This window comes from Saccharibacillus sp. WB 17 (assembly GCF_008634075.2).
GTDB classification, from domain to species: Bacteria; Bacillota; Bacilli; order Paenibacillales; family Paenibacillaceae; genus Saccharibacillus; species Saccharibacillus brassicae.
Genome location: NZ_VPFK02000044.1, coordinates 105,541 through 130,040, shown reverse-complemented (window position 1 = coordinate 130,040; position 24,500 = coordinate 105,541). Strand labels below are relative to the sequence as shown.

Here is a 24,500-nt window from a genome sequence, read left to right as displayed (position 1 = left end):
AAAGACGTTTTCGGTGCAACAACCCGGAAATAGCTGCTCTCACGCATCTATTCGGATCAGAATGGGCAAATGGAGGAAAATAAGTGTCGTGACGACGTTATTTGAGATATAGAGGACTACATACGTAAATTTGCGCGCAGACGCCAAAAGGAGTGGGAACTTTGAAAGACAAAGTAAAAGGATTGACTGTGGGAATTTTGATCGGGACCATGCTTACCGGCTCGGCGGCTTTTGCCGCAAATACGCAAACGATTCAAGTCGCCGTGAAAAATATGCCGCTTTATTTTAACCTTGTGAAAAAAGACAGTGCGAAAACGCTGACCTACGACGGAACGACGTACGTACCCGTTCGCGCGGTCAGTGCTGCAATTGGACAGGATGTTTCGTTGAAAGACGGCGGCCTATATATCGGGAAGCAGCCCAAACAAACTTCGATCACCCAAGCCGAAGCCGTTAAAAAAGTGAAAGCGAAATATGGATTCCATCATCCGTCTATTTACGTGGAAGTCGAGTATACAGAAGGCGACAATTATGTGGTCCACGCGTACCAAGTCGTTATGGATGACGAAGAAACAGGCCATACCGCAACCTACGGATGGTACTACGTGAATAAAACGACGGGGAAAATTAGTTCCATGTTTTAAAACGGCAGCTCTTACATAGCAAAATCGTCATTTATCGGCATAAAGCACTATACTACCGCTCCGGTTCAGGCCGAAAACAGCGCGCCAAATTCCTGTCCAAACACCAAAAGAGGAAGCCCCCTACAGGGCTTCCTCTTTTGCATTCTTTTTACCAACTGTCCAACCAAGCCCAACCCTAGCTTTTAGCCGCGTTGAGCACTTTCTCGATGTCGTCTTCCATGTCGATCGGGTCGGTCGTGGCTTCGTAACGTTCGATGACGCGGCCTTCGGGGTCGATCAGGAACTTGGTGAAATTCCATTTGATCGAATCGCCGGGCATATATTCGGGGTGGCGTTCGTTGATCAGCGGGAGGAGGATTTTGGCTACCGAGTGGAACGGATTGAAGCCTTTGAACGGCTTGGTTCCGGCCAGGTAGGCGAACAGCGGGTGGGCCTTTTCGTCCCGGACGTCGACTTTTTCGAACATCGGGAACGAGACGCCGTATTTCAACGTGCAGAACGTATGGATCTGATCGTTCGTGTTCAGTTCCTGATCGGCGAATTGGCCGCACGGGAAGCCGAGAATAACGAAGTCGCGGTCTTTGTAGCGATCGTACAGCTTTTGCAGGTCTTCGAATTGGAACGTGAATCCGCATCCGCTGGCCGTATTGACGATCAGCACGGTTTTGCCGCGAAAAGAGTCCAGAGAAATTTGCTGTCCGCTGATAGAAGTGGCGGAGAAATCGTAAATGCTGCTCAAACGGAACGCCCCTTAGCTTGAAGTATTTTGTCGAAAAATGGCGATATTGCTCTCCTACTATATCATCTCAACCGTAAGAAGAAGAGAGGGTTTTTATAAAAAAAGAGAAGTTTTTCTATATTTTTTCGACCCGGCCATGAGATGTGCTTTTACCATTCAAAGCGTGCTTTTACCATTCGGCGGCAGAGACAAACTTCGACTCGGCGGACGTCACGTCGTAAAAGTCAGCGTATTTTCCGGCAAAATCATACATCCCGACGAACAGCGTACGGATCAGCACGAAGCTTCCGTCGTCCAGCTCCAGCAGTTCTTCGTCGTTGACCCCGTCGGGACGCTGTTCCAGCATCGGAGCCAGCGTCACGTGCACGTACAGTGCCTCGAGGTTGAACCGCCGGGAGAGGTCCGCCGCAAGGTCTCCGGTCAGGTCGTAGAGCACGCTGCCGTCGGCTCGGGTCTCCGCGTACAGTCTGCCGCTCGCTTCGTAATGGTCCAGCAGAACCGAGACGTGATAGTCGCCTTCCTCGCCGAGCTGCACGCTGTAATCGACTTCGTAACCGGTATCCGGGGTATAGAGCGTGTCGTAATGGGTAATCAGATAATTATGGATCGATTTTTCCGACAATTCGGGCGACCCATTCGGATTGGTGTCTGTCGGGTCGGTGTCTGTCAGATCGCTCTCTGCCGGATCGGAAGCTGCCGAACCGCCGTTAGCGCCCGCCGCTGCGTTTCCGGGGGAAGACGGCGGCGCGCTTGCGATCGAGATGCGGCTGCCCGAGAAGTCCACCCGGGCGCCGGTGGCTTCGCCCACGAAGCGCAGCGGAACGAAAATATTGCCGTTGATCGCGACCGGGGACTGCTGCATGCGCACGGCGCTGCCGTTGACGTAAGCGATGCGGCTGCCGACCGTAAGGACCATTTTCGTGCCGCCGCGGGTGGCGGTTACCTGCTGTTTCTGCCCGTTCCACTGGAACGAAGCGCCGAGGCTGCGGAAGATCGGGGCGAACTGTACCATCGTCACATTGCTCTGCACGACCGGATTCGTCCGAAAAGCAACGGCTTTGCCGTCGACCGACACCTGCATGACCGACTCGGCCTGTACCGACGACATCGACAGACCGTAGACCAGCGCCGCTATCCAAACCGTTCTTTTTTTCACGGGAAACCGCCCTCTCTATCTTAAATGGATATTTTTTCGTCAAGTAGATGTACAGTGTTGCGCATGAGATTCCGACTCTGCATTCCGTTTAAGTATAAGCGAGGAACCGGGAGCTGCATAGGAAAACAGGGAGGACTCGCCGTCTTCGCCGCTCGCTTGGCGCGGCTCCGATTTGGTTTCCGGGCAGCGGTTTGAGATAATGGAGAAGCGAGCCGGTTACGGCATCGCCGCAAAGCCGAAAGGGAGAGACACCAACATGAGAACGATCCATATCCGAATTTTATACGACAACGGCATTGAAAAAGACTACGCGTTCGATTCAAGCGAGGAACTGACTCCCGCCGAGATGGAGATCGCGATCCGGGAATTGAAAGAAGCGTACGTCATTCCCGCTTTCCGGGGCGAGAAAACGGAGAGCGTGGGCTGCCTCACGTTCGAGAGCGAAGGCCGGGACATCAGCATCAATCTGGCCAAAGTGGCGGAAGTTGCGTTCAGCATCCGTTAAGGAGCGAAGAAGCGGCGGCAAGCCCTATCTATTGACCCCATAGCCTATTCCCAAAAAAGAGCATACCCAAGGAGGAACACGACATGAACGTATTGGTAATCGGAGCGAACGGACAAATCGGAGGCCGACTGGTCAAGCTGCTGAAGCAGGAAGGCAAACATCAAGTCAAAGCGCTGGTGCGCAAGCCCGAGCAGGCGGAGGAACTTAAGGCCGCAGGCATCGAGCCGGTGCTGGGCAATCTGGAAGACCGGGTCGAGGCTTTGGCCGAAGCCATGCAGGGCTGCGACGCGATCGTATTCGCGGCGGGTTCGGGCGGTTCGACCGGCCTCGACAAGACGCTGCTGATCGATCTCGACGGCGCCGTGAAGACGATGGAAGCGGCGGAACAAGCGGGCGTCAAACGGTACGTGATCGTCAGCGCCATGCAGGCCCATAACCGCGAGAACTGGTCCGAAGAGATCAAGCCTTATTACGCGGCGAAACATTATGCGGACCGGATGCTGGAATCGACGGGACTGCAGTACACGATCGTGCGCCCGGGCGGGCTGACGAACGATCCGGGCACGGGACGCATATCGGCGGCTGAGAATCTGGAGCCGGGTTCGATTTCGCGCGACGACGTGGCGGCCGTGATCGCGGCGCTGCTGGAAGACCCGAACGCGTATCGGCGCGGCTTCGATCTCGTGGCCGGCGATACGCCGATTCACGAAGCGTTCGGCGGGTAACGGAAAGCGGCGGAACGTTCGTTTCAGCGGCGAAACTTTCCGGTTAACGTTATCGTATAAGCGAAAAAGTATTCGATTCGCAGACGGAAAGGGCGGTTGACAGATGAAGATGGGCGGAACGGGCAGTTATACCGAACACCAGAAAAACGAAATGAAGCGCCAGATTCGCGAAGCCGCCGATACGGCGTTCGATCAGGAGATGGCGGCGATCAACGCTCAGCTCAAGCAGCAGATTCTGATCGCGATGATCGGAGACGTCAATGCCGGCAAATCGTCGACGATCAACCGGATCGTGGGCGAAGAAGTGGCCGGCGTCGGCGCGGAGCCGGGAGAGACGACAGCGATTCATCCGCATCCGTACAAAGACAAAATCTTTTTTATCGATACGCCGGGCCTGAATGACGTCAATACGGAAAATTCGGCGACGACGCTGGATTATTTCCGCAAAACGGACGTGGTACTCTTTTTCCTCAATGCGGCGGGCACGGTCTTCTCGGAGAGCGAGCAGCGTTCGTTCCGGATCGTGGAAAAAGCGAACCCGAACATTCTGATCGTGCTCAACAAGATCGATGCGGCGGACGAAGTGGATCGCCTAGTCGCGCGGGTGCGCCAGGAAACGGGACATAAATACGACGTGATTCCGATCTCTTCGCGCACAGGCGAGAATATCGACAATCTGCGCGACGCCATCCTGGATTTGTTAAAAAAAAACAATAAGGACATTCTGTTCGCCCATACGATCAAAGCGAAGTCTTCGACCGCCAACAAATGGATCATCGGCGCGGCTACGTCGGCGGGAGCGATCGGGGCGGTGCCGCTGCCGGGCGCGGACATCGTGCCGATCACCGCGCTCCAGATCGGGCTGCTGACGCGTCTGGCAGCGCTGTACGAACGGCCGATCAGCCGCGAGGCGGCCAAAGAGATCGTCATCACGGCGATCGTCGGCAACCTCGGACGGACGCTGTTCGGGCAAATCGTCAAAATGTTTCCGGGTGCGGGGACGGTGGCGGCGGCCGGCGTTGCCGGTTCGATGACGCTCGCGCTGGGATATTCCGTCAAATACGCGTATGAGCGCGGGATCGACGTGACGCCCGATACGGTGTCGAAGCTGTACCGCAATTTCCGCGACCGCAAAAACAAAGGCAAGAAGCTGCCGGGCGAAGGCGATACCGTCGAATAAACGGCGGCCGATCGCGTTCAAACGGAGAAAAAAGCCCCGCGGCTGCGGGGCTTTTTCGCGGCCGTGGAGCGGCTCCCGCGTTGAAACCTGGGCAGACGGGAAGCATTGGGATGAAGCTTTGGTATAATGAAGAAACGCGCAAGCGTGCGAACAAGCGAAACGGAGGAACAAGCATGCGGACCGAACGTCTGGAATTAAGACCTTTTACGCCGGAAGAAGCGGGAGAACTGCTGGAACTGAGGCGAGCCAATGAAAAGTTTCTGGAGCCGCTGGAGCCGATCCGCTCGGACGGTTATTTGACGCTGGCCGGACAGCAGACAGAGATTATGCAGAGCGAGCAGGGACGAACCCGCGATCAGGCTTACGTGTACGCGATCCGGCTGCTCGGCAGCGGACAGCTGCTCGGGCGCGCGGCACTGACCGGCATCGTGCGCGGACCGTTCCAGAACGCGAATCTGGGCTATTTTCTCGACGAAAACCATAACGGGCAGGGCTATATGACGGAAGCGGTGCTGGCAGTGCTGGAACTTGCATTCGTCAAGCATCGGCTGCACCGTGTTCAGGCCGGGGTCATGCCCCGGAACGCCAAGTCCCGGCGCGTGCTCGAAAAAGCCGGTTTCCGTCAGGAAGGTATGGCCGAGCGTTACTTGAAGATCAACGGCGAGTGGGAAGACCATATGCTGTTTGCGATCACGGTCGAAGATTGGGAGCAGCGTCAAGCGTTGTCGCAGCAGGCGCAGCCAAGTTCGGAATACCGTCCAAGCGCGGAAGATGCACGGACGCTGTAACGCGGACGGCTGAAGCGGCGGCGCAAACGGCGGCGGAACCGGGAAAAGAAACCGGGAAAGAAGCCGGGAAAAAGACCGAAAAAAGACCGCAGCCACGACGAAAAAGGCGGACCGCCGGATGCGGACCGCCTTTTTCGCAGCTTGATGCCAAAATGGAACAGAGAAAGCGGCTTACAGCACGCCGAGCACGGTGCCTTTGACGAAAGCGACCGCCTGCCAGGTGAGTCCGCCTCTCATATAGACCCACACTTCGATCGGCCCTTTCGGGCTGCTCTGCGTCGCGACTTCGGTCGGTTCGCCCCACGACAGCAGCACATGCTGCTTGTTCATGCCGCTGGACACGTAATGGCCGCGGATTTGATTCCATACTTTGCTGCTGCCGCCGTAACGGGCTTTCGGATCGAACGGGAAAAACTCGTTCGGATCGCCGAGCAGTTCCAGCACGCCCGAAGCGTACATCGAAGACGACGCGAACTGGCTGCCGGCGGCGTTTTTGAACACGATCGTGTACAGACGGCCGGAAGAACCTTCCTTCGTTTTGATATCGGCGATGGTCAGTTTGCTGAAGCGTACGCCGGCTCCGCTGTACGTATTGATCCAGTACGATTTGCCGAGCTGCTGGGCGAGACTGCCGAGCTGCTGCTTTTTTCTGAGCAGAGCCGTTTGCTTGGATTCGACCTGCAGCGAAGCCGGACCGAACGCGAGAATCGCCTGCTGCAGCTTGGCGTCCCATTGAACGGCGGCGCCCGGAACGACAGTCGGCAGGAAGCTGGCCGGGAAGACGGCCTGACCGTCGAGCGTCTGGACTTTGCCTTTGAGCGCGACGGCTTTGCCGTTGACGGAAGCGGTGGAGCTGCCGGTGCTCAGTTGGATCTTCGTATCGCCGTATTGGATGTTCCAACTGCCGCCGGCGTTCGACACGGTCGCGCCGAGCGCGGTGAAGACGGAGCGGACAGGCAGATAGGAACTGCCGCCGATCAGGCCGGCTCCGGTGAGCGGCGTGTCCGATTTGACGATCAGCGTCGCTTTGGCGGAGATGCCGTTCGACGTGAACGTGACGGATGCGGCGCCGAGTCCGTTCGCTTTGAGACTGCCGTCTTTTTGCAGCGCGGCGATCTTCGGATCGGATACGTTCAGTTCGCCGGCGGCGGGCAGGCGCTTGAGCTTCGTCCCGTCGGAAAATTTCTCTTCGACGGTGACCCGGACCGGATCGCCTTTGGCGGCCGAAGGGCGGGAGAGGGTCAACACGGCCGATTGCAGCCGCGCCGGAGCCAGCGCCGTCCATTTGCCGCCGGCGTACAGCCCGGACTTTCCGTCGCTCAGGCGAACGAACAAGCCGCCTTCGGCTTTGTTCACGGATACGGCGCCTTTGACGGAAGGAATCGCTTCTTCGAAGCCGGCACTGCCGTATTCGTACTGCCACAGGCTGCCGTCCGACTTCGCGACGTACAGGTCGCTGCTCGTCTCGTGTTTGACCCAGGCGATCGAGACGGCGCCGGTTGTCAGCGTCTCGGGTTCGTCGCCGGTCTCGGCATCGATCTTCGTCACGGTGCCGTCCGAACCGAGGGCCATCACATAGCCGCTGGACGACTGGATATCGGTCGTGCCCGGCAGATCGGCGAGCTTTTTAAGTTTGTTCGTCGCGTAGTCCGGGCGGTAACGCCAGATTTCCCCGCTGCCGGTCAGCAGCGCGAAGCCGGCGGAATGGGCGGAAATCTTGACGGCTTTGGGCAGACCTGCGCCGGCGTACCCGACCACTTCGCCGGATTTGGTCAGCATGACGTCTTCCGACACCTGGGCGATCGGCGGCAGTCCGCTCAGCCGCTCCGGGCCTTCGGTCACGCCGAAATTGCGCCACTGGTACACTTTGCCGTCCGCGGTCCAGGCGTACCGTTCGTCCGTCTGCGAATCCCGCGTCAAGCCGACGAAAGGCGAAGGCTCCTGCACTTTGCCGATCGTGCGTCCTTCGGCCCGGAGTGAGCCGTCGTCCAGCACGTAATTGCGCGCGTCCAGTCCGTTCGACATCGTCGGCTCGGTCGACTGCGCGTAGGCGCTCGTGCCCCACAGCTGCGGCGCCGGGAGAGCGGCTCCCAGCATAATGCCCGCGGCCAGCGCGGTTTTGATCATGAAGTTCCCGTTCATTTTACGTAAAGACCCCTTGTCTTTTTCAAGTAACGTTCCCGCGGCCGGCCGTTTTGTCGGCGCTATCGTCGTCTGTACGAACAGGGCCGGGGATGTTCCGCTCTACGTATTCGACGGCGCGCGCCGACATTCCTTTTTTACCCAGTTATAAAAAAAGCGGGCAGGACGGTTCGAACAAAAAAGAGGTCAGGTTGAAACGGCGACCTCGAACCCGGTAAAATGAAAGGGATGTCCGACCTATAAGAACGTTGAATAGTAAAAAAAGCACACGATGAAACCGAACAGGAAACCTTCTGCCCGACGATCGAAGCGGCGCGGAAGGCAAGGAAGGAGACAGGTCCGATGACGCAGGATGAAAAGCGTTCCGGCCGGGAAGCCGATACGGCCGAAACGACGGTCGGCGGACCCGAAGATTGGCGGCCGGCTTCGCTGCGGCAGGCGCCCGAGCATGCCGGCTCCGTTCGCGACGAGACGCTCGGCTACATGCACGAGCTGATCGCGATCGCGCGCGACTACGCCGAACCGGAAGAAGATTTTTATGCCGGCGCGCTGCTGAAGCGTATTGCCAATTCGCTGTCGGCGGCCGTGCTGCTGCGCGAAGGCGGTCTGGTCGTCGAAGCGCCGGTGCAGATCCGGGTGGCGTTCGAGCACTCGGCCCGATTGTTTCAATATTTGGCGGCTCCCGAAACGATCGATCCCGACGCCGCCCAGGAAGTGATGGGCAGCAATCTGGGCGTCATGAAATACGCATACGAACAAATTTCGTTCGAGCTGACCGACGTGTACGGATTTTTGAACATTTTCACGCATCCGGACCGGGCGTCGCTCGAATGGACGAGCCGGGTCAGCTCGGATTCGGTCGATCTGGCGGACATGCTGGCGCTGTACGGGGTCGGAGGCATCTTCCTGATCTTGTCCCATACATTCCCCGAGGACGAGCGGCTGGGCGAAGAACGGATGCAGCAGCAAGCGGAGCGTATCGCTTCGCGCATTCTGGGCGTGCTGTCGGACTTCGACATGCTCAAGAACACCGGCGATCCGCATCGCCTGCTGGAGACGTTCCTGCAGGAAAACGGGCGCGTATTCGGCAAAGACAAATATAACGAGCATCTCAAAAAGTTCATGCTGTTCGCTTCCGAACATCCCGAAAACACGATGGAACTGTATCTGAAACGGGAAATGGAACTGGAACAGCGGCGGCTCAAACGCAGCGAAGCGAAGCAAAAAGACAAACGGAACCGGCCTAAACGAAAAAAGAAATAAAGGGATATTATGGAATTCGCCTCCGCAGCCGATAAAGAAAAAGGCGGTCGCTCCCGAGCTTCGAGAAACGTATCCGGAAGCCGCTGCCCCCGAATCCAAACCTAGATTCAACATTTGGAAAACGGTGTAATGAATACTTGGATACGTCATATCAGAAAGAAGTAAGGTGAGGAACAATCATGCCAAACAATCAGATGAGTCCGCAGTTTTCCGACGTGCTGGAAGAAGTCAATTTCATCCTGTACGGGTCCACGTCCGGCAAGCCTGAACCGCAGAGCGAAGCCGAACGGGAAGAACGCGCGGAAGCCTCGATGCGATAAATCGCTATCGCCTTCGGGCCGAATTTCATACATGCCAACGCACATAAAAGCGCCTCCGATAGCCGGAGGCGCTTTTGTGTGCGTACGGATAGTGTCCGCGTCGGTGAGGCATGCCATACGGATCAAGGTTGATCCAGGTGCGGCGGAAGCGTTGACACAACCCGATCCGAAGTCAATCGAAGCCTATCCCCACTTCCTTAAATCGCGGACCGCGCGGCCGGCAGGTCCTCGCCGACAGGGCGCGCAGGCTGCCCGAGCGACAAATCCATGCCGACGACGCCGATCCGCTCGCCCCGGTCATCGAGAATGGCGGCGGACATCGTCAGGCACGGCCGCTTCGTAATCGCCGATACGTAGACCGGCGAGACGTAGACTTCGCCGCGCATCGCGTGCTGCCACCATTCGCGGCTCTTCGCGTTGAGCAATCCGGCCTGCGGCTTGGAGAAGATAAACGAGCCGTCCGCGCGGTTCGACCAGACCGCTTCGATCGACGGCGTCTGCGCCATGCAGCCGGAGAGCAGCGCTGCATGCGGGCTTTCTTCCGCAGGCAGTGCAGCGGCTTGGCGCGCAGCCGTCTCGAGCACGCGGCGCACCTGTTCCACATCGGCGCCGCCGGACTTGTCGTCGTGCTCGATCCGGAACGCTCCGACGATGTCGGACAGTTCGGCCGAAGCTTCGTTCATCTCGGAGCCGATCCGGGCCAGCTTGACGATCTGGCTGCGCTGCTGCCCGATATGCGAGAACAGCTGCTCCATCGACTGCGTCGTCTGGCCGGTCAGCCCGGCCGCTTCGCCCAGCGCTTCCACGCCGCGCGCCATCCGTTCCCGCTGGATGCCGCTCAAGCGGTCGGTCTCGCGCGCCGATTGGAGCACGTCGTCGAGACTGACGTTCAGCCGCTCCATCTGGAGCTGCATCTGCCGCATCTCGCCGCTGCCGGCTTCGACCGCCCGGCGGCTCGTCTGCATCGCTTCGGTCGCATGGTTCACGCCGGCCACGATCGAACCGAGCGTCGACGCGGAGCGTCCGACGGCTTCGCCGCTCTGCGCGGCCAGCTTGCGGATCTCCTGGGCGACGACGGCGAAGCCGCGGCCTTCCTCGCCGGCGCGGGCCGCTTCGATCGAAGCGTTCAGCGCAAGCAGGGACGTCTGTTCGACGACGCCCCGGATAAAGACGTTGATCTGTTCGATATCCGCCATATGCCCGGTCAGTTCGCCGATCCGTTCGCCGATCGTGCCGCTCTGCTGCCGGATATCGTCCATTGCCCGGTCCGCGGAACGCAGCGCGCCGGACAATTCGTCCGCCGCCGAACCGGCGCGGAGGCTGCCCTGCGCCATCGCGCCCGCGCTTTCGGCCATCCGCTCCGACGTGCGGGCGGCTTCTTCCAGCAGCGCCGCCGCTTCCGACGTTCGCGCCGCGGCTTCGGTGCTGCGCGTGCCCAGCTCGCGCTCGGCGCGCTCGGAATGTTCGGTCACGGACGTCAGCGTATCGACCGACGTACGCACTTCTTCCACGACGGCCAGCAGCCGGTCCGAGACGACCTGCGATTCGAACAGGACGTTTTGCAGTTTGCCGGATTCGTCGTCAGACGACAGGGAAGCGGCAGGGCTTGCGCCCTTGCGCTTGTCCCTGAGCGACAAAAACAGCAGGAAGCCGATCGAGAGCACGGCTGCGACAAGCAGTATCGTCTGCAAGGCGCCGCGCGGAGAAAACGCCCAGAGTGCAGCCGCAGCCGCAGCTCCGGGCAGGGAACTTAAAATCGTTGGAATCCGGTTGATTTGCATCATCAGCACGCCCTTTTCGCCCAAAATATATGTGATATTTGTTCACATTATACGAGAAGTAACGATAGTTAACAACCATTTTCATGCGAAAAACATGAAAAATACGGATATTGAACAGATCAAACGTTCAAAATATTCGTTGAATCGTGCGAAGCAGGCAGGAGTGTCAGAGAATCTTCCGCGTATTCGATGCCGTTGACCAGCAGCACAATACGGTGCAGACCCGGATAATGGCGCCGCGTCGTCAGATCGGCGAAGCGCTGGGTTTTGACGAACGCGAAGCGTTCGCCGCTTTGCAGCGTCCGGTCGCTCAGCAGAAATAATTTGCGCGACGTGCGGCCGGACGCTTTGACGTAATCGATGCCGCATTCGAGCCGCACGCGAAGCGGCACGCCTGCGCGCGCCCGAAGCTCGACCCGCAGTTCGGCCGACTCGCCGATCCGGATCGAACTGGGAGAGACGGCGAGAGAAGCGGCCGACAGAAGCGGCGCCTGCTCCGGCGAGGCCGCCGCCGCGTAGCCGAACAGTTGAAGCACGCCCGGATCGGCGGCGCGCAGCAGCCCGCGGCAGCCCCGGCGGACGATCCAATCGGTCAGCGGATCACTGCCGTACCAGCGCAGCGCGATTGCTTTGACCGCTTCGGGATGGTCTTTGGCAATATCGTTGAGATTGTTGGCGACGCTTTTGCGGACGTAGAGGGAAGGGTCGGCCCGGAGCCGCTCCAGCAGTTCCAGCACGGGCGCCGGATCGCGCTTGAACATCGGCAGCGCTTGTCCCCACGGCAGACGGGGACGGCAGCCTTCGCTGGCGAGGCGGCGCACATGTTCATTATCGCTGCTTGCCCACACATGCATGCGCCGCATCGTCCGTTCCGGCTCCCGCAGCAGAAACGGGCGGATCGCAAACTCGGACGAAGAACCGGACGTGAACCGTTCCAGCGCGTCCAGCGCAAGTTCGTAATCGGCGTCCGCGCTGCCGTGCACTTCGACGAAATCGGGCAAAAACAAATACGGAAAGCCTGTGCATGCTTCGTCGACGCGGTACAAAACGTCCAGCGCCGCGGAAAAAGGCTGCGGCAGCGCGCGGCCCAGTTGTTCCGAGATGCGCCGCATCCGGGCTTTCAATTCCAGTTCGTCCCAGCCGCGGTCCAGCATGGCATCGACGAACCGCCCTTCGTCGAAAGGGGGATAGGCCGTTTGAAGCCGGGCGGCGAATTGGCGCAAAAAAGATTCGGTATAGATCAATTTGAGCGGTTCGGGCATGGCAAGTTCCTCCTGGGGCACGCCTGAGGCGGCCGTGAATGAGTAGGTAAGGGCACAGATTCTCTTTTGTAAAATAACACGAAAAACCGGACAACAGCCTGTCCGGTTCAATCGAATAACGCAAGCAGCCGCTCCACGTTCTGTTCCAGCGTATGGAGATCCGTCCGCAGCGTCAGTTCGGGACTTGCCGGCGGCTCGTACGGATCGGACACGCCGGTGAACGCTGCGATCGCGCCGCGGCGGGCCAGCGCGTACAGCCCTTTCACGTCCCGCCGTTCGCATTCGGCCAGCGGGCAGTCCACGTACACTTCCGTAAAAAGCGGCAGCGTACTCCGCGCATACTGCCGCATCTCCGCGTACGGGCTGATCAGCGACACGATTGCGGTGACGCCGTGCTTGCCCAGCAGGCCGGCCACGTACACGGCCCGCCGTACATTCTCCATCCGGTCTTCGCGGCTGAAGCCGAGACCGCCGCCGATCTGTCTGCGCAGCTCGTCGCCGTCGAGCACTTCGACCGGAACGTTCCGGCTGCGCAGCGCTTCGGCCAGCGCCAAAGCCGTCGTCGTTTTGCCCGAGCTGGGCAGGCCGGTGAGCCAGATCGTGCGGGCCGCCTCCGAAGACGTCATAGACAAGCTTGCGCCGGGGGCGGCAGGCGCTGCAGCATGACGCTGAAGATTCCGGTCCGTCATCGCACACCTCCATATCCGGCAAACGCCCGGCGTTCCGGCAGGCTGCGCCGTTCCAGCAGGCCGTCTCCGTACGCACGTTCGAGTTCAAGCTCCGGGATATGAACATAGCCGATATAACAGCCGCACGTCTTCATCCCGCAGGGCCGGGTTCGCGACAATCCGTCGAGGCCGTCGCGGTACAGATGCCCGATGACGCGGCGGTCGCTGTAGCAGCGCTTGACGAGTCCGGCGCCCTGCACGAAGAAGACCGATTCGCCGGTTCGGCACGCTCGGCCGAGGCTGTCGTAATCCGGCAGATTGAGGTCGAACAGCGGATCGACGGCGCGCATCCGCTCGATGTCGCGGTCGGCGTAGTAGTCTTTGCGGTCTTTGAACGCGTTGACCCACAGGTAGACGTCTTCGGGCAGCGCGCGGCGAAGCGACTCGATGCGGTCGAAAGCGCTGCGCACGCCGACGCTGCCGACGCTGAACTTGACGCCCCGGCGATGCAGGTCGAAGCAGCGGGCGAGAAACCGTTCTTCGCTCGTCTCGCCGGGATGATACGTAGTCCAGAATGCGGCCGTGTCGCGGTTCAGCTCTTCCGTCCAGTCGAGAGAGGCGGACAGGTTCGTCTGAATGGCGACCTTCTCGACGTGCGGCATGCGGGACAACTGCACCATCGCTTCGCGGTACCAGCGGTGGATCAACCCTTCGCCGTAAGGATTGAAGAAGACGGACAGACGGTGGCCGAGCCGTTCCTGGTCGGCGATCCATGCCGTGAAGCGCCGGACTTGAAGGCGGTCCCGGGCAAGCGTCTCGGCGCTGTCCGTGTTTTTGCTGAACGGGCAGTACGGACAGGAATAGTTGCAGGACGACAGCGAGCCGCGAAAATACAAAGTGGCTCTCATGGCAGCACGAACCCGGCCATCCGCCGGCGGACCGGCTCCGAGATCAGCCAGTCGCCGATTGCGTCGGAATAGCCGAGGCCTTCCCGGCCCATACGCAGGACGCCGGCTTCGATCTTGGCGAGCCCAGACTGCGTCAGCAGACGCAGATGCGGCAGGTCTTCGAACGCGGATGTGCCGAACCGCTCTCCGTAGGCGGCGAGATCCATCCCTTCGCGGTGCAGCAGCCCTTTGAGCGCGAAGCGCCGGCGGCGTTCGTCCGCATCCAGCTCGAAGCCGTAATCGGCGTAGTCATGCCGCTCCGCGGCGACGTAATCGGCGATGATGCTCGACGTCGCCTGCCGGCTCACGCCGTAGCGCGACGCGTAGTGCACGCTGCGCGTGTACGAACGGGCGCCGCAGCCGAGGCCCATCATGCCTTCTTCCTGGCAGCCGTAGTCCAGCAGGCTTTTGGAAGGATCATGGCCGACCGTCCCTTTGCGCGCGAAGCGGCGCATGGAGAACTGCTCGTAACCGCGTTGTTCCAGCCGTTCGCAGGCCGCCGTATACAACTCCATGCGCGGGTCTGCCGGACCGGACGCCGGCATGTCTTCGGGCTTGAGGATCGTATGCTCGCGCGTGTAGAGCGGATAGATGAAAATTTCGCCCGGTTCGTACGCCAGCGCCTGATCGAGCGAATACAGCCAGGTCTCCCGGGTCTGTCCGGGCAGGCCGTAGATCAGATCGAGGTTGAGCAGCGGAAAATCGAACCGTCCGAGCACGTCCAGCGCCCGCCGCACTTCGTCCGGCTTCTGCGGACGGTAGATGGCGGCCGCTTCCGCTTCGATAAAGCTCTGGATACCCATGCTGACGCGGTCGACGCCGCGTTCTTTGAGCACGCCGAGGCGCTGGGCATCGATCGTCTCCGGCGACGTCTCTACCGAGATCGACGCTTCCGCCGGGTTGAGGCCCATAATGTTCTCGGCGATATCGAACAGCCGCGTCAGCTGGTCGGCGCGCAGCAGGGTGGGCGTGCCGCCGCCGATCGCGAAGCGGGCGAACGGCCGGGAAGCGAAGCCCGCCCACTGCCGCGCCTGGCGTTCGAGCGCGTCGACATAGCGCTTATGTACGTCCTCGCGCTTGTCGGGCAGCGTGAACAGATTGCAGAAGCCGCAGCGGGCTCCGCAAAACGGGATATGCATATAGAGGAAAAAATGGTCCGTCGGTTCGCTCTGCCACAGTTCGGACAGCGCCTTTGGCCGATCGAACGGGCGATAGGCGGTTTTGTGCGGATACGAATACAGGTACGAGCGATACGGAGCGGCGGCCAGTTCCCGCGTCCAGGCTTGGACGCGCTCGGCATCGTAAAGGTCCGTGTCGGTCATGGCGAATCCCCTCCTCGGGTGAGTTATCGGTTAGGTTGGCATCAGAGCATAAATTCCCGGTAAGGCACGTTCCATACGGTCTCGTGCGCCAGGCGGTGGCCTTTGTAGCCGTCTTCGCCGTACGCGGTGCCGTGATCGGAAAAAGCCATGCAGAACGCCGGGTTGTTCCGGCGGCGCACCGCGTCGAACAGCCGTCCCAGTTCGGCATCGGCGTAACGCAGCGCGGCGCGCTGGCTGTCGACCGAATCGCGCCGGGCGCCGGGCAGGAAAATATGGTTCGGCCCGTGCATCGCCGAGACGTTGACGAACAGGAAGAACCGTTCGTCCGTCGGAATTTCGTCCAGCAGTTTCAGCGCGTGGTCCACCTGGTGTTTCGTGGACTGCGGATTTGTCACGCCGAAGTTCATCCGCCAGAAGCTGCGCTGGAAATAGCCGGGCAGCACGCGGGCGAGCGGCACTTTTTTCGTGAAAAAGATGACGCCGCCGATACACAGTGTCCGGTAGCCTTCCGCCGCAAGTCCCGACACGAGATCCGGCGTGTCGAACAGCCACGTATGCGGATGCGTCTTCAGGCCGGTGTTGCGGGAATGGAACAGCCGGATATGCGAAGCTTTGTCCGGATCGGCGGGCGTCGGAAGAAATCCGCCGAAGAAAGCGTGATGCGCCGCGTACGTGAAGCTGCCGGGCGAATGGCGTTTCTCCCACGAACCGCTGCCGCACAGATTGGGGCAGTTGGCTTCTTCCAGCACGGCGGCGTCGTAGCGCAGCGTGTCGAGCGTAATCATTAACAGGTCGTGCGTGCCGACGACTTCGTTCATATTGACGGAACGCCGGGAAGCGGAGTCCCGGGCGTCAATGTCGACGGCATGGGGGTCGTGATTCATCGGAATTCTCCTCTCGGCGCGGCGCCGCTTGCCGCCGCAGCCCGCCGGCTCCACAGCTGCATCTGCCAGGCGTACGGATCGAGCCCGTCAACTTCGACGCGGCGCAGCAGGTCGCCGAACGGGTTGACGTCGGCGATATACGGGCGGCCGGTAGTGCGGTCGGTCAGCACGTCGATGCCGGCCGAAGCCGAGCCGGGAAAAGCGCGCAGCGCCGCGAGGGCTTCGCTGCGCGCCGCTGTTAGCGCGTGATCCGGCAGTCCGGACGCGCCGGGCGACAGCCGGCGGCTGCGCAGATGCAGATTGGTCATCGGCGACTCTCCTGCGCGCACGACCGAATGACCCGCTTCGCCGAAAGCGACGAGCTGCCGCAGGTCGAGCGGCCGGCCTTCCAGCGAAGCTTTGGGAATCCAGCGCTCCGCGTGGACGCCGTGGCCGCATAAATAGTCGATCAGCGTCCGGATCCGCTCCGGATCGGTCAGCGTGCGAACCCGCCTGGAGTTGTAAAACACGCCGGGACGCTGGATATACACTTCGGCGTCCAGCGTGGTCGTCGCCCGCTGCGCGCCGGTGCGCGGATTGATCTGGTACGCGATCACGCCCGACGCGGCGGAACCGAACGCAAGCTTGAGGAATACCCGGTGCATGTGCCGGTCCAGCATGAGCTGGCGCACCGCTTCGTAGCTCGTCAGAAGTTCGGGCTGCGCCAGCAGGTCGGGCACCGAGACGCCGGCGTCGGCCAGCTTGCGATGGCAGGCCCGCTTGTCGAACATGACGGCGATCTCCGCCGGATCGTTCCAGAACGACGCCGTCGGCCAGGCGTCGGCCGCTTCCCGGCGCACGCGCGCCAGCAGCCGGCAGAAGCCGCGGAACCACTGCGACGGGTGCATCAGCCGCACGGGACGTTCCGCGAGCGCCAGCGCGTGCGCTTCCGGCATCCGGTACGGATCGCGGCGTTCGCGCAGCGGCAGCAGTTCGTCGCCGTCGTCGCGCTCGGGCGAACCGAGCGCGATCAGCGCGCGTTCGACGCCGAAATGCTCGCCCGGCGCGTCCAGCCGGATCAGCGGCACCGTTTCCGCTGGCAGCCCCGCCCGGGCGGCCGCTTCGCCGAGCGGCATGCCCGAGAGCAGCTCCTCGTACGCAACGACGATCGGCGCCGGCAGCCCGAGCGAGCGCAGGCCCGCCTGCAGGCCTTCGGTACGTTCGCCGTCGGCATGGGCGACCAGCAGCAGCGGGGCAGAGCGCGGATGTGGCAGCCGGAAGTCCCATCCGGCACCGGAGGCGGCGCCCAATCCGGCACCCGCCCCGCCCGAATGCACCGTCCGTTCTTTCATTCCGTCAACGACGGATACCGGTATTCTTCGCCGTCGTACTTCTCCGTCTCCTGGCGGTCGCTGACGTCGGCGTTCGGCAGCTGCGCCGCAACGGTACTCGTCATAGCCGCGGACATGAAATGGTAATGCAGGTCGAGCGCGGGCACGCGGCGGACTTTGTCGCTGGCGAGCAGCGCTTCCGCGCCGGCGTCGCTCAGCGTGCCTTCGGACAGGTCGAGCGTCTCCAGCGTGTCCGGCAGTTCGGACTGCGCCAGGGCGATCGCGATCTCGTCCTGAATCTCGCTGTCTTTGAGGCCGAGATAGACCAGGTTCGGGAACAGTCCCGGCTTGGCGACGGCCAGCACCTGTTCAAGCGACGCGTCGAAGCCGTAGTTTTCCACGCCCAGATACAGTTCAAGCTTGCGCAGGGCCGGCAGTTCGGCTTCAGCGATCGAAGACAGCACCCTGGCCGGCAGGCCGCCGCAGACGATAATCAGTTCTTCGAGCTTCGCGTGCCGGATCGGGTCCAACGCAAGATCCGTGCTGCCTTTGACGGTCAGCGACCGCAGTTCCGGAAAAGCCGCGAACAGCGGACTGAGGTCCGACTGCATGATCCACGACACTTCGCATTCCTCGGAATCCATATCGCCGATATACAGGCTGCGCAGCTGCGGAAAACGGTCTTTCAGCCGCACGAGCGCTTCGACGACCGGCTGCGACGAATTTTCGTACGTGCCGCCCCAGTCGCCGATGACGAGCTTCGTCAGCTGCGCCGCTTCCGGCGTGTCCGCCAATTGTTCCAAAAGAGTGTCCATCGTCTGTCCGGCTTCGTAATCGTCGTACCCGATGCTCAACTTCGTTTCCGTCATGCCGATCCCTCCCGAAGGTATGTAATAGAGAACTTGGATCCAACCTAACACCGGGAAGAGGGAGGCGTCAAGTTAAAAATAGGAACTTGTGTTCTCTTTTTGAAGATGCTTCGTCCGGTGCCGCGTATGAAAAAGCCGTCCGTCCCCGAAAAGGGAACGAACGGCGTGCACGGGATTAACGGCTCGCCCACATCGCCGCCGCGACCGCGGCAAGCGGGAGCAGCACGGAAGCGGACATGACGAGCCAACTGAGCGGACGGGCAAAGTTGAACGTCCAGCCGAGACCGACCCTTTTTTCGACCATGAAGGCGGGGTCCTGCGGGTTGTAGTAGAACGCGCCGCCGCGCCAGTAGCGGTCTTCGCCGTGATGCCGGTTGGTGCCCGCTTCGAGCAGGCCGCGCCGATGCACGTAGAAGAAGAAAGCAACCAGCAGCGCAATAAGCAGCAGCGCGAAAATCAGCGCATACCCGGCCGACAGCGTACCGCGGAAATCGTACGTGCTGCGTGCCTGAATCCAGCCCAGCAGAAGCACGACGACCAGCGACAGGAAGTAGAGCACATAGGCGTTGGCGCCGCGGAACCGATTCTGCTTGCGCAGCGAACCGGCGGGATCCGACGGATCGAGGTTCTGGCGCGTGCGTCCGATCGAGAGGTGGAGGCCGACGAACAGCGCGGTCATAAGCGCCTGCAGCAGATTCAGGGCGAAGACGCTGACGAGCGATTTGGCCGCGTATTGGTCCGGAATGCCGGCGGTATTGAAATGCGTCGGAATCTGCTGCGGAATAGACTCCCAATAGACGGCAGCCAGCACGGCGCAGCCAATCAGAATGACGGCGTGCAGCAGATAGGCCGGGGTCGGCATGCCGGTGGAAGGGCGCTCCGCTCCCGTTCCGATATAGGCGGTCCGTCTGGTCGAGTCGGGAGCCTGCCAGCCCCGCTGCGATTTGAGCTCCAGCGCCCGGCGGCGCGAGAACGTCCAGGCTCCGGCCGCGGCGAGCGCCTGGGGCACCAGCAGCGCCGCCAGCGTCCAGCCTTCGGACCCGCCCGACAGTCGATGCGCGGCGAACGCCAACAGCAGGCCGAGCAGGGCGCCGCACAAGCCGAGGCCGAGAAAAGTGCGGCGGATCCGCCGCACCTGCGGCAGGCCGCGTTCGGCGGGCGGCACGTAGACGCCGAGCAGCATGGCGTTCGTCAGAAACGGCAGGCCGAGCAGACACAGCAGCCAGATCAGGTCGATTACGGCGATAACGAGGACAAAAGCAAGTTCGGCATTCATAGGGAAGAGCCTCCTTCGGGCGGGGGATTTTGGATACTGCGGTAGAGCGTTTGCATAAGCTCGGTCAACTCTTGTTCGTTCAGGCCGCGAGCCGAAGCTTCGGCAGCCAGCGGACGCAGGTCCCGCCTCAGGCGGGCGAGAAACGCTTCGTCGGCGGCAGGAAGCGGACCGGGCTGGACGATGACGCCTTTTTTGCGGTGGATCTCCAGAAAGCCTTCCTGCTTGAGCGTCTGGTACGCTTTGTTGACCGTATGCAGGTTGATGCCGAGATCGGCGGCCAGCGCGCGGACGGACGGAAGCGGCTGTCCGGCCGCAAGCTTGCCCGAGGCGATCCCTTCGATCAGTTGGTCGGCAAGCTGTTTGTAGATCGGCACTTCGGATTGCAGATCGAGTTCGACGAACATGTGAGCACTCCTTTGTCTACTTGTTATATTTATAGTATAACAGATAGAACTAACCGTCAACGCCTTTTGTTTCGAATCGTGCGGCAGACCGGAGCGGGCGGGCCGCTGGAGAAAAATGCGCAAACTCATGGTATGCTAGAAAAGACGGGCCGGCCGGCTCGAAGCGGGAAACGGAAGGATGAACGAGATGAGCGAACAAAAGGCGGACGACGAAACGCGTTTGAACCGTTTACGCGAGCGCGGCGTGCTGGAATCCGGTGAAGCGGAATGGATCGAATATCTGCTGCATCGCCTGGAAGAAGCCGAAGCGCGAAGCCTGAGGCTGCGCGAAGCTCTATTGAAAGCGAACGGGCACAAGCCGACGATGTCGACCAAACTGCGCGACGCGCTGTACGAATAAGCAGGCGGAACCCGAATCAACCCATAAGCAGCAGGAACCCGAATCAACCAACCCCATGACGGAGGGATACAACCTAATGACCATTACATGCGATGTCGCCGTGCTCGGCGGCGGAACAGGCGGATATGTGGCCGCGATCCGCGCGGCGCAGCTCGGCAAGGAAGTCGTAATTATCGAACGCAGCAAGCTGGGCGGCACCTGCCTGCACCGCGGCTGCATCCCGACCAAGTCGCTGCTGCGCAGTGCGGAAGTCTTCTCGCTGTTGAACCAGGCGGAAGCGTACGGCATCGAAAGCGCCGGAGGACGGCTCGTTTTCCCCAAAGTCCAGGCGCGCAAGCGCGAGATCGTGGACAAACTGCACCAGGGCGTACAATATCTGATGCGCAAAAACAAAATCCGCGTCGTTGAAGGCAGCGGGCGGATCATCGGTCCTTCGATCTTCTCGCCCCGCAGCGGCGCAGTGGCGGTAGAGCTGCCGGACGGCGAAATGGAGACGGTCGTCTCCGACCATCTCGTGATCGCCACCGGTTCCCGCCCGCGCGTCATTCCGGGCCTCGAACCGGACGGCGTCTTCATTCTGAGCAGCGACGAAGCGGTCGATCTGGAGAAGCTGCCGGCTTCAATTCTCATCGTCGGCGGCGGCGTGATCGGCGTGGAATGGGCTTCGATGCTGCGCGATTTCGGGGTCGAAGTGACGCTCGTCGAGATGGCGCAGCAGATTTTGCCGGGCGAAGACGAAGAAGCGGCCCGCGAGCTTTCGCGATTGCTGCAAAAGCGCGGCGTGAACATTCTGACCGGCGTCGAACTGCGTCCCGAGACGTATACGTCCGGCGAAGGCGGCGTATCGATCTCGGCCGCGCATCAAGGACAAGACATTACGTTTGAAGCTTCGCAGATGTTCGTCTCGATCGGCCGGACGGCCAACGTCGAAGACATCGGCCTGGAAAATACCGATATTCGCGTCGAAAAAGGCAGCATCGCGGTGAATGCGCATTTCCAGACCGGCGAATCGCATATTTATGCCGTGGGCGACTGCATCGGCGGACTGCAGCTGGCGCATGCCGCCAGCCACGAAGGACTGGCCGCGGTGAACCATCTGGCCGGCCAGCCGGGGCATCGCTACGATCCGCTGTTCGTGCCGAGATGCGTGTACACGCATCCGCAGATCGGCAGCGTCGGCATGACGGAGAGCCGGGCGCGCGAACTTGGCCGCAGCGTGAAATCGGCCAAAGTGCCGTTCTCCGCGATCGCCAAAGCGCTGATCGAAGGCCATTCCGACGGCTTCGCCAAAGTCGTCGTCGATACGCAGACGAACGATCTGGTCGGCGTGCAGATCATCGGGCCGCATGCGACCGAACTGATTGCCGAAGCGTCGCTTGCGGCCGTGCTGGACGCGACGCCGTGGGAAGTCGGCAATGCGGTGCACGCGCATCCGACGTTGTCCGAAGCGCTCGGCGAAGCGATGCTCGCGATCGGCGGCAGCGCGATCCATATCTGATCGGCCTGCCGGGCCCGGCGGATGTTCCACTCGCTTCGCTCCGCACTTGCTGCCGGCGCCGAAGCGGGTTTTCGTCGTCTGTGCTCTGCAGCGGCAGAAGCCGTCTGCGCCCCCCAAGGTGGGCGCACGCGCCGATACGTTTCGACGACATCGCCGCCGCGGGGCTTGCGGGGCTGCGGTAAAGCGCCGCTTTTCTTTTTGGCGGGAAAAGGATTATAATAGGTTCGAGTTCGGAATTAGTACCTGGTTTTAAGACGTCGTGTTAGAAAACGCGAAAAAGCCGTTACGGAGCACCCAGCGTGCCGAACGGGTAATAAAGACCGGGGAAGGCCCCGAAGCAAGCCGGTCGATACGGCCGAACATCGTTTACGACTTTTAAGGAGGTTCAATCCATGAACCAAAAAGCAACGGCCGCTCCGCATCAGCTCCACCGCGAAGTCGGTCTGGACGACAATCGCGCCGTCGATATGTATAAATGCATGCTGCTTGCCCGCAAGTTCGACGAACGCTGCCATCTGCTGCAGCGCGCGGGCAAGATCAATTTCCACGTTTCCGGCATCGGTCAGGAGACGGCGCAGGTCGCTGCGGCGTTCGCGCTCGATACCGGCAAAGATTATTTCCTGCCGTATTACCGCGATTACGGCTTTATGCTCGGCGTCGGCATGACGACGCGCGAGCTGATGCTGTCGGCGTTCGCCAAAGCGGAAGACCCGAACAGCGGCGGCCGCCAGATGCCGGGCCATTTCGGCAGCAAGCGCCTGCGCGTTCTGACCGGATCGAGTCCGGTCACGACCCAGGTTCCGCATGCGGTCGGCGCGGCGCTCGCTTCCAAAATGCGCGGCGAAGGCGCCGTCTCGTTCGTGACGTTCGGCGAAGGGTCGAGCAACCAGGGCGATTTCCACGAAGGCGCGAACTTTGCCGGCGTGCAGAAACTGCCCGTCATCATGATGTGCGAGAACAACCAGTACGCGATCTCGGTGCCGATTGCCAAGCAGTTGGCCGGCAAAGTCAGCGACCGGGCGCTCGGCTACGGTTTCCCGGGACTTCGGGTGGACGGCAACGACGCGCTGGAGATGTTCCGTGCGGTCAACGAAGCGCGGCAGCGCGGCGTAAGCGGCGAAGGCCCGACGCTGATCGAAGCGATGATGTACCGCCTGTCCCCGCACTCGACCTCCGACAACGATCTGGCTTACCGGACGAAGGAAGAAGTGGACGCGAACTGGGAAAAAGACGGCCTGCCGCGCTACAAGCAGTATCTGGTCGAAGCCGGACTGTGGAGCGAAGAACAGGAAGAAGAGTATGTCAAAGAAATCGCCCAGGAGCTGAAAGAAGCGACGGAATACGCGGACAAAGCGCCGTATCCGCGCGCGGAAGACACGCTGCTGCACGTATACGCGGGCGACGGAGACGGAGGAGACAACTGATATGCCGATGATGGAATATATCGACGCGATTCGCCTGGCGATGAAGGAAGAGATGGAGAAAGACCCGTCCGTATTCGTGCTCGGCGAAGACGTGGGCGTCAAAGGCGGCGTCTTCACGACGACCAAAGGGCTGCAGGACCAATTCGGCGAAGACCGCGTGATCGACACGCCGCTGGCGGAATCCGCTATTGCCGGCGTGGCGATCGGCGCGGCTATGGTCGGCATGAAGCCGATCGCCGAAATGCAGTATTCCGACTTCATGCTGCCGGCTACCAACCAGATTATCAGCGAAGCGGCCAAGATCCGCTACCGCTCCAATAACGACTGGGACTGCCCGATCGTCGTGCGCGCACCGATCGGCGGCGGCATCTTCGGCGGCCTGTACCATTCGCAGTGCCCGGAGTCGATCTTTTTCGGCACGCCGGGCCTGAAGATCATCGCTCCTTATTCGGCGTACGATGCCAAAGGGCTGCTCAAAGCGGCGATCCGCGATCCCGATCCGGTGCTCTTTTTCGAGAACAAAAAGTGCTACAAACTGATCAAGGAAGACGTGCCGGACGACGATTATATCGTACCGATCGGCAAAGCGAACCTGCTGCGCGAAGGCGACGACATTACGGTCATCAGCTACAGCCTTCCGCTGCACTTCGCCATGCAGGCGGCCGCGGAACTGGAACAGGAAGGCATTACGAGCCATATTCTCGACCTGCGCACGATCCAGCCGCTTGACCGCGAAGCGATCATCGAAGCGGTGCGCCGCACCGGCAAAGTGCTGATCGTGCACGAAGACAACAAGACCGGAGGCGTGGGCGCCGAAGTGGCCGCCATCATTGCCGAGGAATGTCTGTACGACCTGGACGCGCCGATACGCCGCCTGTGCGGACCGGACGCGCCGGCCATGCCGATCAATCCGCCGCAGGAGAAGTTCTTCATGCTCAGCAAAGACAAACTGCTGCAAGCGATGCGGGAACTGGCTCTTTACTAGTCTTGTAC

General features: G+C 61.0%; 24 protein-coding genes. 11 read left to right on the top strand and 13 right to left on the bottom strand.

Annotated elements, in window-relative coordinates:
- Positions 1–161: 161 nt before the first annotated feature.
- Positions 162–644 carry a hypothetical protein gene (locus FTE24_RS20330; protein WP_150229779.1) on the top strand — a complete coding sequence of 161 codons (483 nt, stop codon included), beginning with the start codon at positions 162–164 and terminating at the stop codon, positions 642–644.
- Between the two features lie 175 nt (positions 645–819).
- Here FTE24_RS20330 and FTE24_RS20325 read toward each other — a convergent pair whose 3' ends face one another.
- Together FTE24_RS20325 and FTE24_RS20320 are read right to left on the bottom strand one after the other, a co-directional pair.
- On the bottom strand, positions 820–1,383 hold the full coding sequence (locus tag FTE24_RS20325) for a glutathione peroxidase (RefSeq protein ID WP_150229777.1): 564 nt from the start codon (positions 1,381–1,383) through the stop codon (positions 820–822).
- A 169-nt stretch (positions 1,384–1,552) separates the two neighbouring features.
- On the bottom strand, positions 1,553–2,539 hold the full coding sequence (locus FTE24_RS20320; protein WP_150229775.1) for a stalk domain-containing protein: 987 nt from the start codon (positions 2,537–2,539) through the stop codon (positions 1,553–1,555).
- Positions 2,540–2,795: 256 nt separating this feature from the next.
- Here FTE24_RS20320 and FTE24_RS20315 point away from each other — a divergent pair, with 256 nt between their 5' ends.
- The 4 genes from FTE24_RS20315 to FTE24_RS20300 all read left to right on the top strand — a co-directional run bounded on the left by FTE24_RS20315 (position 2,796) and on the right by FTE24_RS20300 (position 5,737).
- Positions 2,796–3,044 carry a hypothetical protein gene (locus FTE24_RS20315; protein WP_150229773.1) on the top strand — a complete coding sequence of 83 codons (249 nt, stop codon included), beginning with the start codon at positions 2,796–2,798 and terminating at the stop codon, positions 3,042–3,044.
- An 83-nt stretch (positions 3,045–3,127) separates the two neighbouring features.
- On the top strand, positions 3,128–3,769 hold the full coding sequence (locus tag FTE24_RS20310; protein WP_141445975.1) for an SDR family oxidoreductase: 642 nt from the start codon (positions 3,128–3,130) through the stop codon (positions 3,767–3,769).
- Positions 3,770–3,872: 103 nt separating this feature from the next.
- On the top strand, positions 3,873–4,949 hold the full coding sequence (locus tag FTE24_RS20305; protein WP_150229771.1) for a GTPase: 1,077 nt from the start codon (positions 3,873–3,875) through the stop codon (positions 4,947–4,949).
- A 173-nt stretch (positions 4,950–5,122) separates the two neighbouring features.
- Complete coding sequence (locus FTE24_RS20300) at positions 5,123–5,737, top strand: GNAT family N-acetyltransferase (protein ID WP_150229769.1); 615 nt, start codon at positions 5,123–5,125, stop codon at positions 5,735–5,737.
- A 171-nt stretch (positions 5,738–5,908) separates the two neighbouring features.
- On the opposite strand, the gene FTE24_RS20295 is transcribed toward FTE24_RS20300, so the two are convergent.
- Entirely contained in the window at positions 5,909–7,879 is a 1,971-nt protein-coding gene (locus FTE24_RS20295) for a copper amine oxidase N-terminal domain-containing protein (RefSeq protein ID WP_150229768.1), read from the bottom strand.
- Positions 7,880–8,221: 342 nt separating this feature from the next.
- Between FTE24_RS20295 and FTE24_RS20290 the strand changes: the two genes are divergently transcribed.
- Entirely contained in the window at positions 8,222–9,142 is a 921-nt protein-coding gene (locus FTE24_RS20290; protein ID WP_150229766.1) for a hypothetical protein, read from the top strand.
- 179 nt (positions 9,143–9,321) lie between these two features.
- Positions 9,322–9,462 (top strand): hypothetical protein, encoded by a 141-nt coding sequence (locus FTE24_RS20285; RefSeq protein ID WP_160441846.1) that lies wholly within the window; start codon positions 9,322–9,324, stop codon positions 9,460–9,462.
- A gap of 197 nt (positions 9,463–9,659) precedes the next feature.
- Here the strand turns inward: FTE24_RS20285 and FTE24_RS20280 are convergent, their stop codons facing one another.
- The 10 genes from FTE24_RS20280 to FTE24_RS20235 all read right to left on the bottom strand — a co-directional run bounded on the left by FTE24_RS20280 (position 9,660) and on the right by FTE24_RS20235 (position 20,185).
- On the bottom strand, positions 9,660–11,246 hold the full coding sequence (locus tag FTE24_RS20280) for a methyl-accepting chemotaxis protein (protein ID WP_150229765.1): 1,587 nt from the start codon (positions 11,244–11,246) through the stop codon (positions 9,660–9,662).
- Positions 11,247–11,362: 116 nt separating this feature from the next.
- Entirely contained in the window at positions 11,363–12,505 is a 1,143-nt protein-coding gene (locus FTE24_RS20275) for a DNA alkylation repair protein (protein ID WP_150229763.1), read from the bottom strand.
- 107 nt (positions 12,506–12,612) lie between these two features.
- Positions 12,613–13,194: an adenylyl-sulfate kinase gene (gene cysC, locus FTE24_RS20270; RefSeq protein WP_337190071.1), complete on the bottom strand. Its 582-nt coding sequence runs from the start codon at positions 13,192–13,194 to the stop codon at positions 12,613–12,615.
- Positions 13,191–14,081 (bottom strand): STM4011 family radical SAM protein, encoded by an 891-nt coding sequence (locus FTE24_RS20265; protein ID WP_150229761.1) that lies wholly within the window; start codon positions 14,079–14,081, stop codon positions 13,191–13,193. Before FTE24_RS20265 ends, cysC begins: the two co-directional genes overlap by 4 nt.
- The gene (locus FTE24_RS20260) at positions 14,078–15,442 is read right to left on the bottom strand and encodes an STM4012 family radical SAM protein (RefSeq protein ID WP_150229759.1); all 1,365 of its coding nucleotides are present in this window, start codon (positions 15,440–15,442) and stop codon (positions 14,078–14,080) included. Before FTE24_RS20260 ends, FTE24_RS20265 begins: the two co-directional genes overlap by 4 nt.
- A gap of 41 nt (positions 15,443–15,483) precedes the next feature.
- The gene (locus tag FTE24_RS20255) at positions 15,484–16,260 is read right to left on the bottom strand and encodes an STM4013/SEN3800 family hydrolase (protein ID WP_237401867.1); all 777 of its coding nucleotides are present in this window, start codon (positions 16,258–16,260) and stop codon (positions 15,484–15,486) included.
- A 62-nt stretch (positions 16,261–16,322) separates the two neighbouring features.
- Positions 16,323–17,657, bottom strand: a complete 1,335-nt coding sequence (locus FTE24_RS20250; protein WP_202111936.1) for an STM4014 family protein — start codon at positions 17,655–17,657, stop codon at positions 16,323–16,325.
- Positions 17,654–18,505 (bottom strand): STM4015 family protein, encoded by an 852-nt coding sequence (locus FTE24_RS20245; RefSeq protein ID WP_150229755.1) that lies wholly within the window; start codon positions 18,503–18,505, stop codon positions 17,654–17,656. The genes FTE24_RS20250 and FTE24_RS20245 overlap by 4 nt, the downstream gene beginning before the upstream one ends.
- A 175-nt stretch (positions 18,506–18,680) precedes the next feature.
- Entirely contained in the window at positions 18,681–19,781 is a 1,101-nt protein-coding gene (locus FTE24_RS20240; protein WP_150229753.1) for a DUF5808 domain-containing protein, read from the bottom strand.
- Entirely contained in the window at positions 19,778–20,185 is a 408-nt protein-coding gene (locus FTE24_RS20235; RefSeq protein ID WP_141445962.1) for a GntR family transcriptional regulator, read from the bottom strand. The genes FTE24_RS20240 and FTE24_RS20235 overlap by 4 nt, the downstream gene beginning before the upstream one ends.
- A 187-nt stretch (positions 20,186–20,372) precedes the next feature.
- Here FTE24_RS20235 and FTE24_RS20230 point away from each other — a divergent pair, with 187 nt between their 5' ends.
- The 4 genes from FTE24_RS20230 (at position 20,373) to FTE24_RS20215 (ending at position 24,492) form a co-directional block, all read left to right on the top strand.
- Positions 20,373–20,585, top strand: a complete 213-nt coding sequence (locus FTE24_RS20230; RefSeq protein WP_150229751.1) for a hypothetical protein — start codon at positions 20,373–20,375, stop codon at positions 20,583–20,585.
- 76 nt (positions 20,586–20,661) lie between these two features.
- Positions 20,662–22,083 carry a dihydrolipoyl dehydrogenase gene (gene lpdA, locus FTE24_RS20225; protein WP_150229749.1) on the top strand — a complete coding sequence of 474 codons (1,422 nt, stop codon included), beginning with the start codon at positions 20,662–20,664 and terminating at the stop codon, positions 22,081–22,083.
- A 392-nt stretch (positions 22,084–22,475) separates the two neighbouring features.
- A complete protein-coding gene (locus FTE24_RS20220; protein WP_141445959.1) occupies positions 22,476–23,507 on the top strand; it encodes a thiamine pyrophosphate-dependent dehydrogenase E1 component subunit alpha in 1,032 nt (343 codons plus the stop codon).
- A 1-nt stretch (position 23,508) separates the two neighbouring features.
- Entirely contained in the window at positions 23,509–24,492 is a 984-nt protein-coding gene (locus tag FTE24_RS20215) for an alpha-ketoacid dehydrogenase subunit beta (RefSeq protein ID WP_141445958.1), read from the top strand.
- Positions 24,493–24,500: the final 8 nt, after the last annotated feature.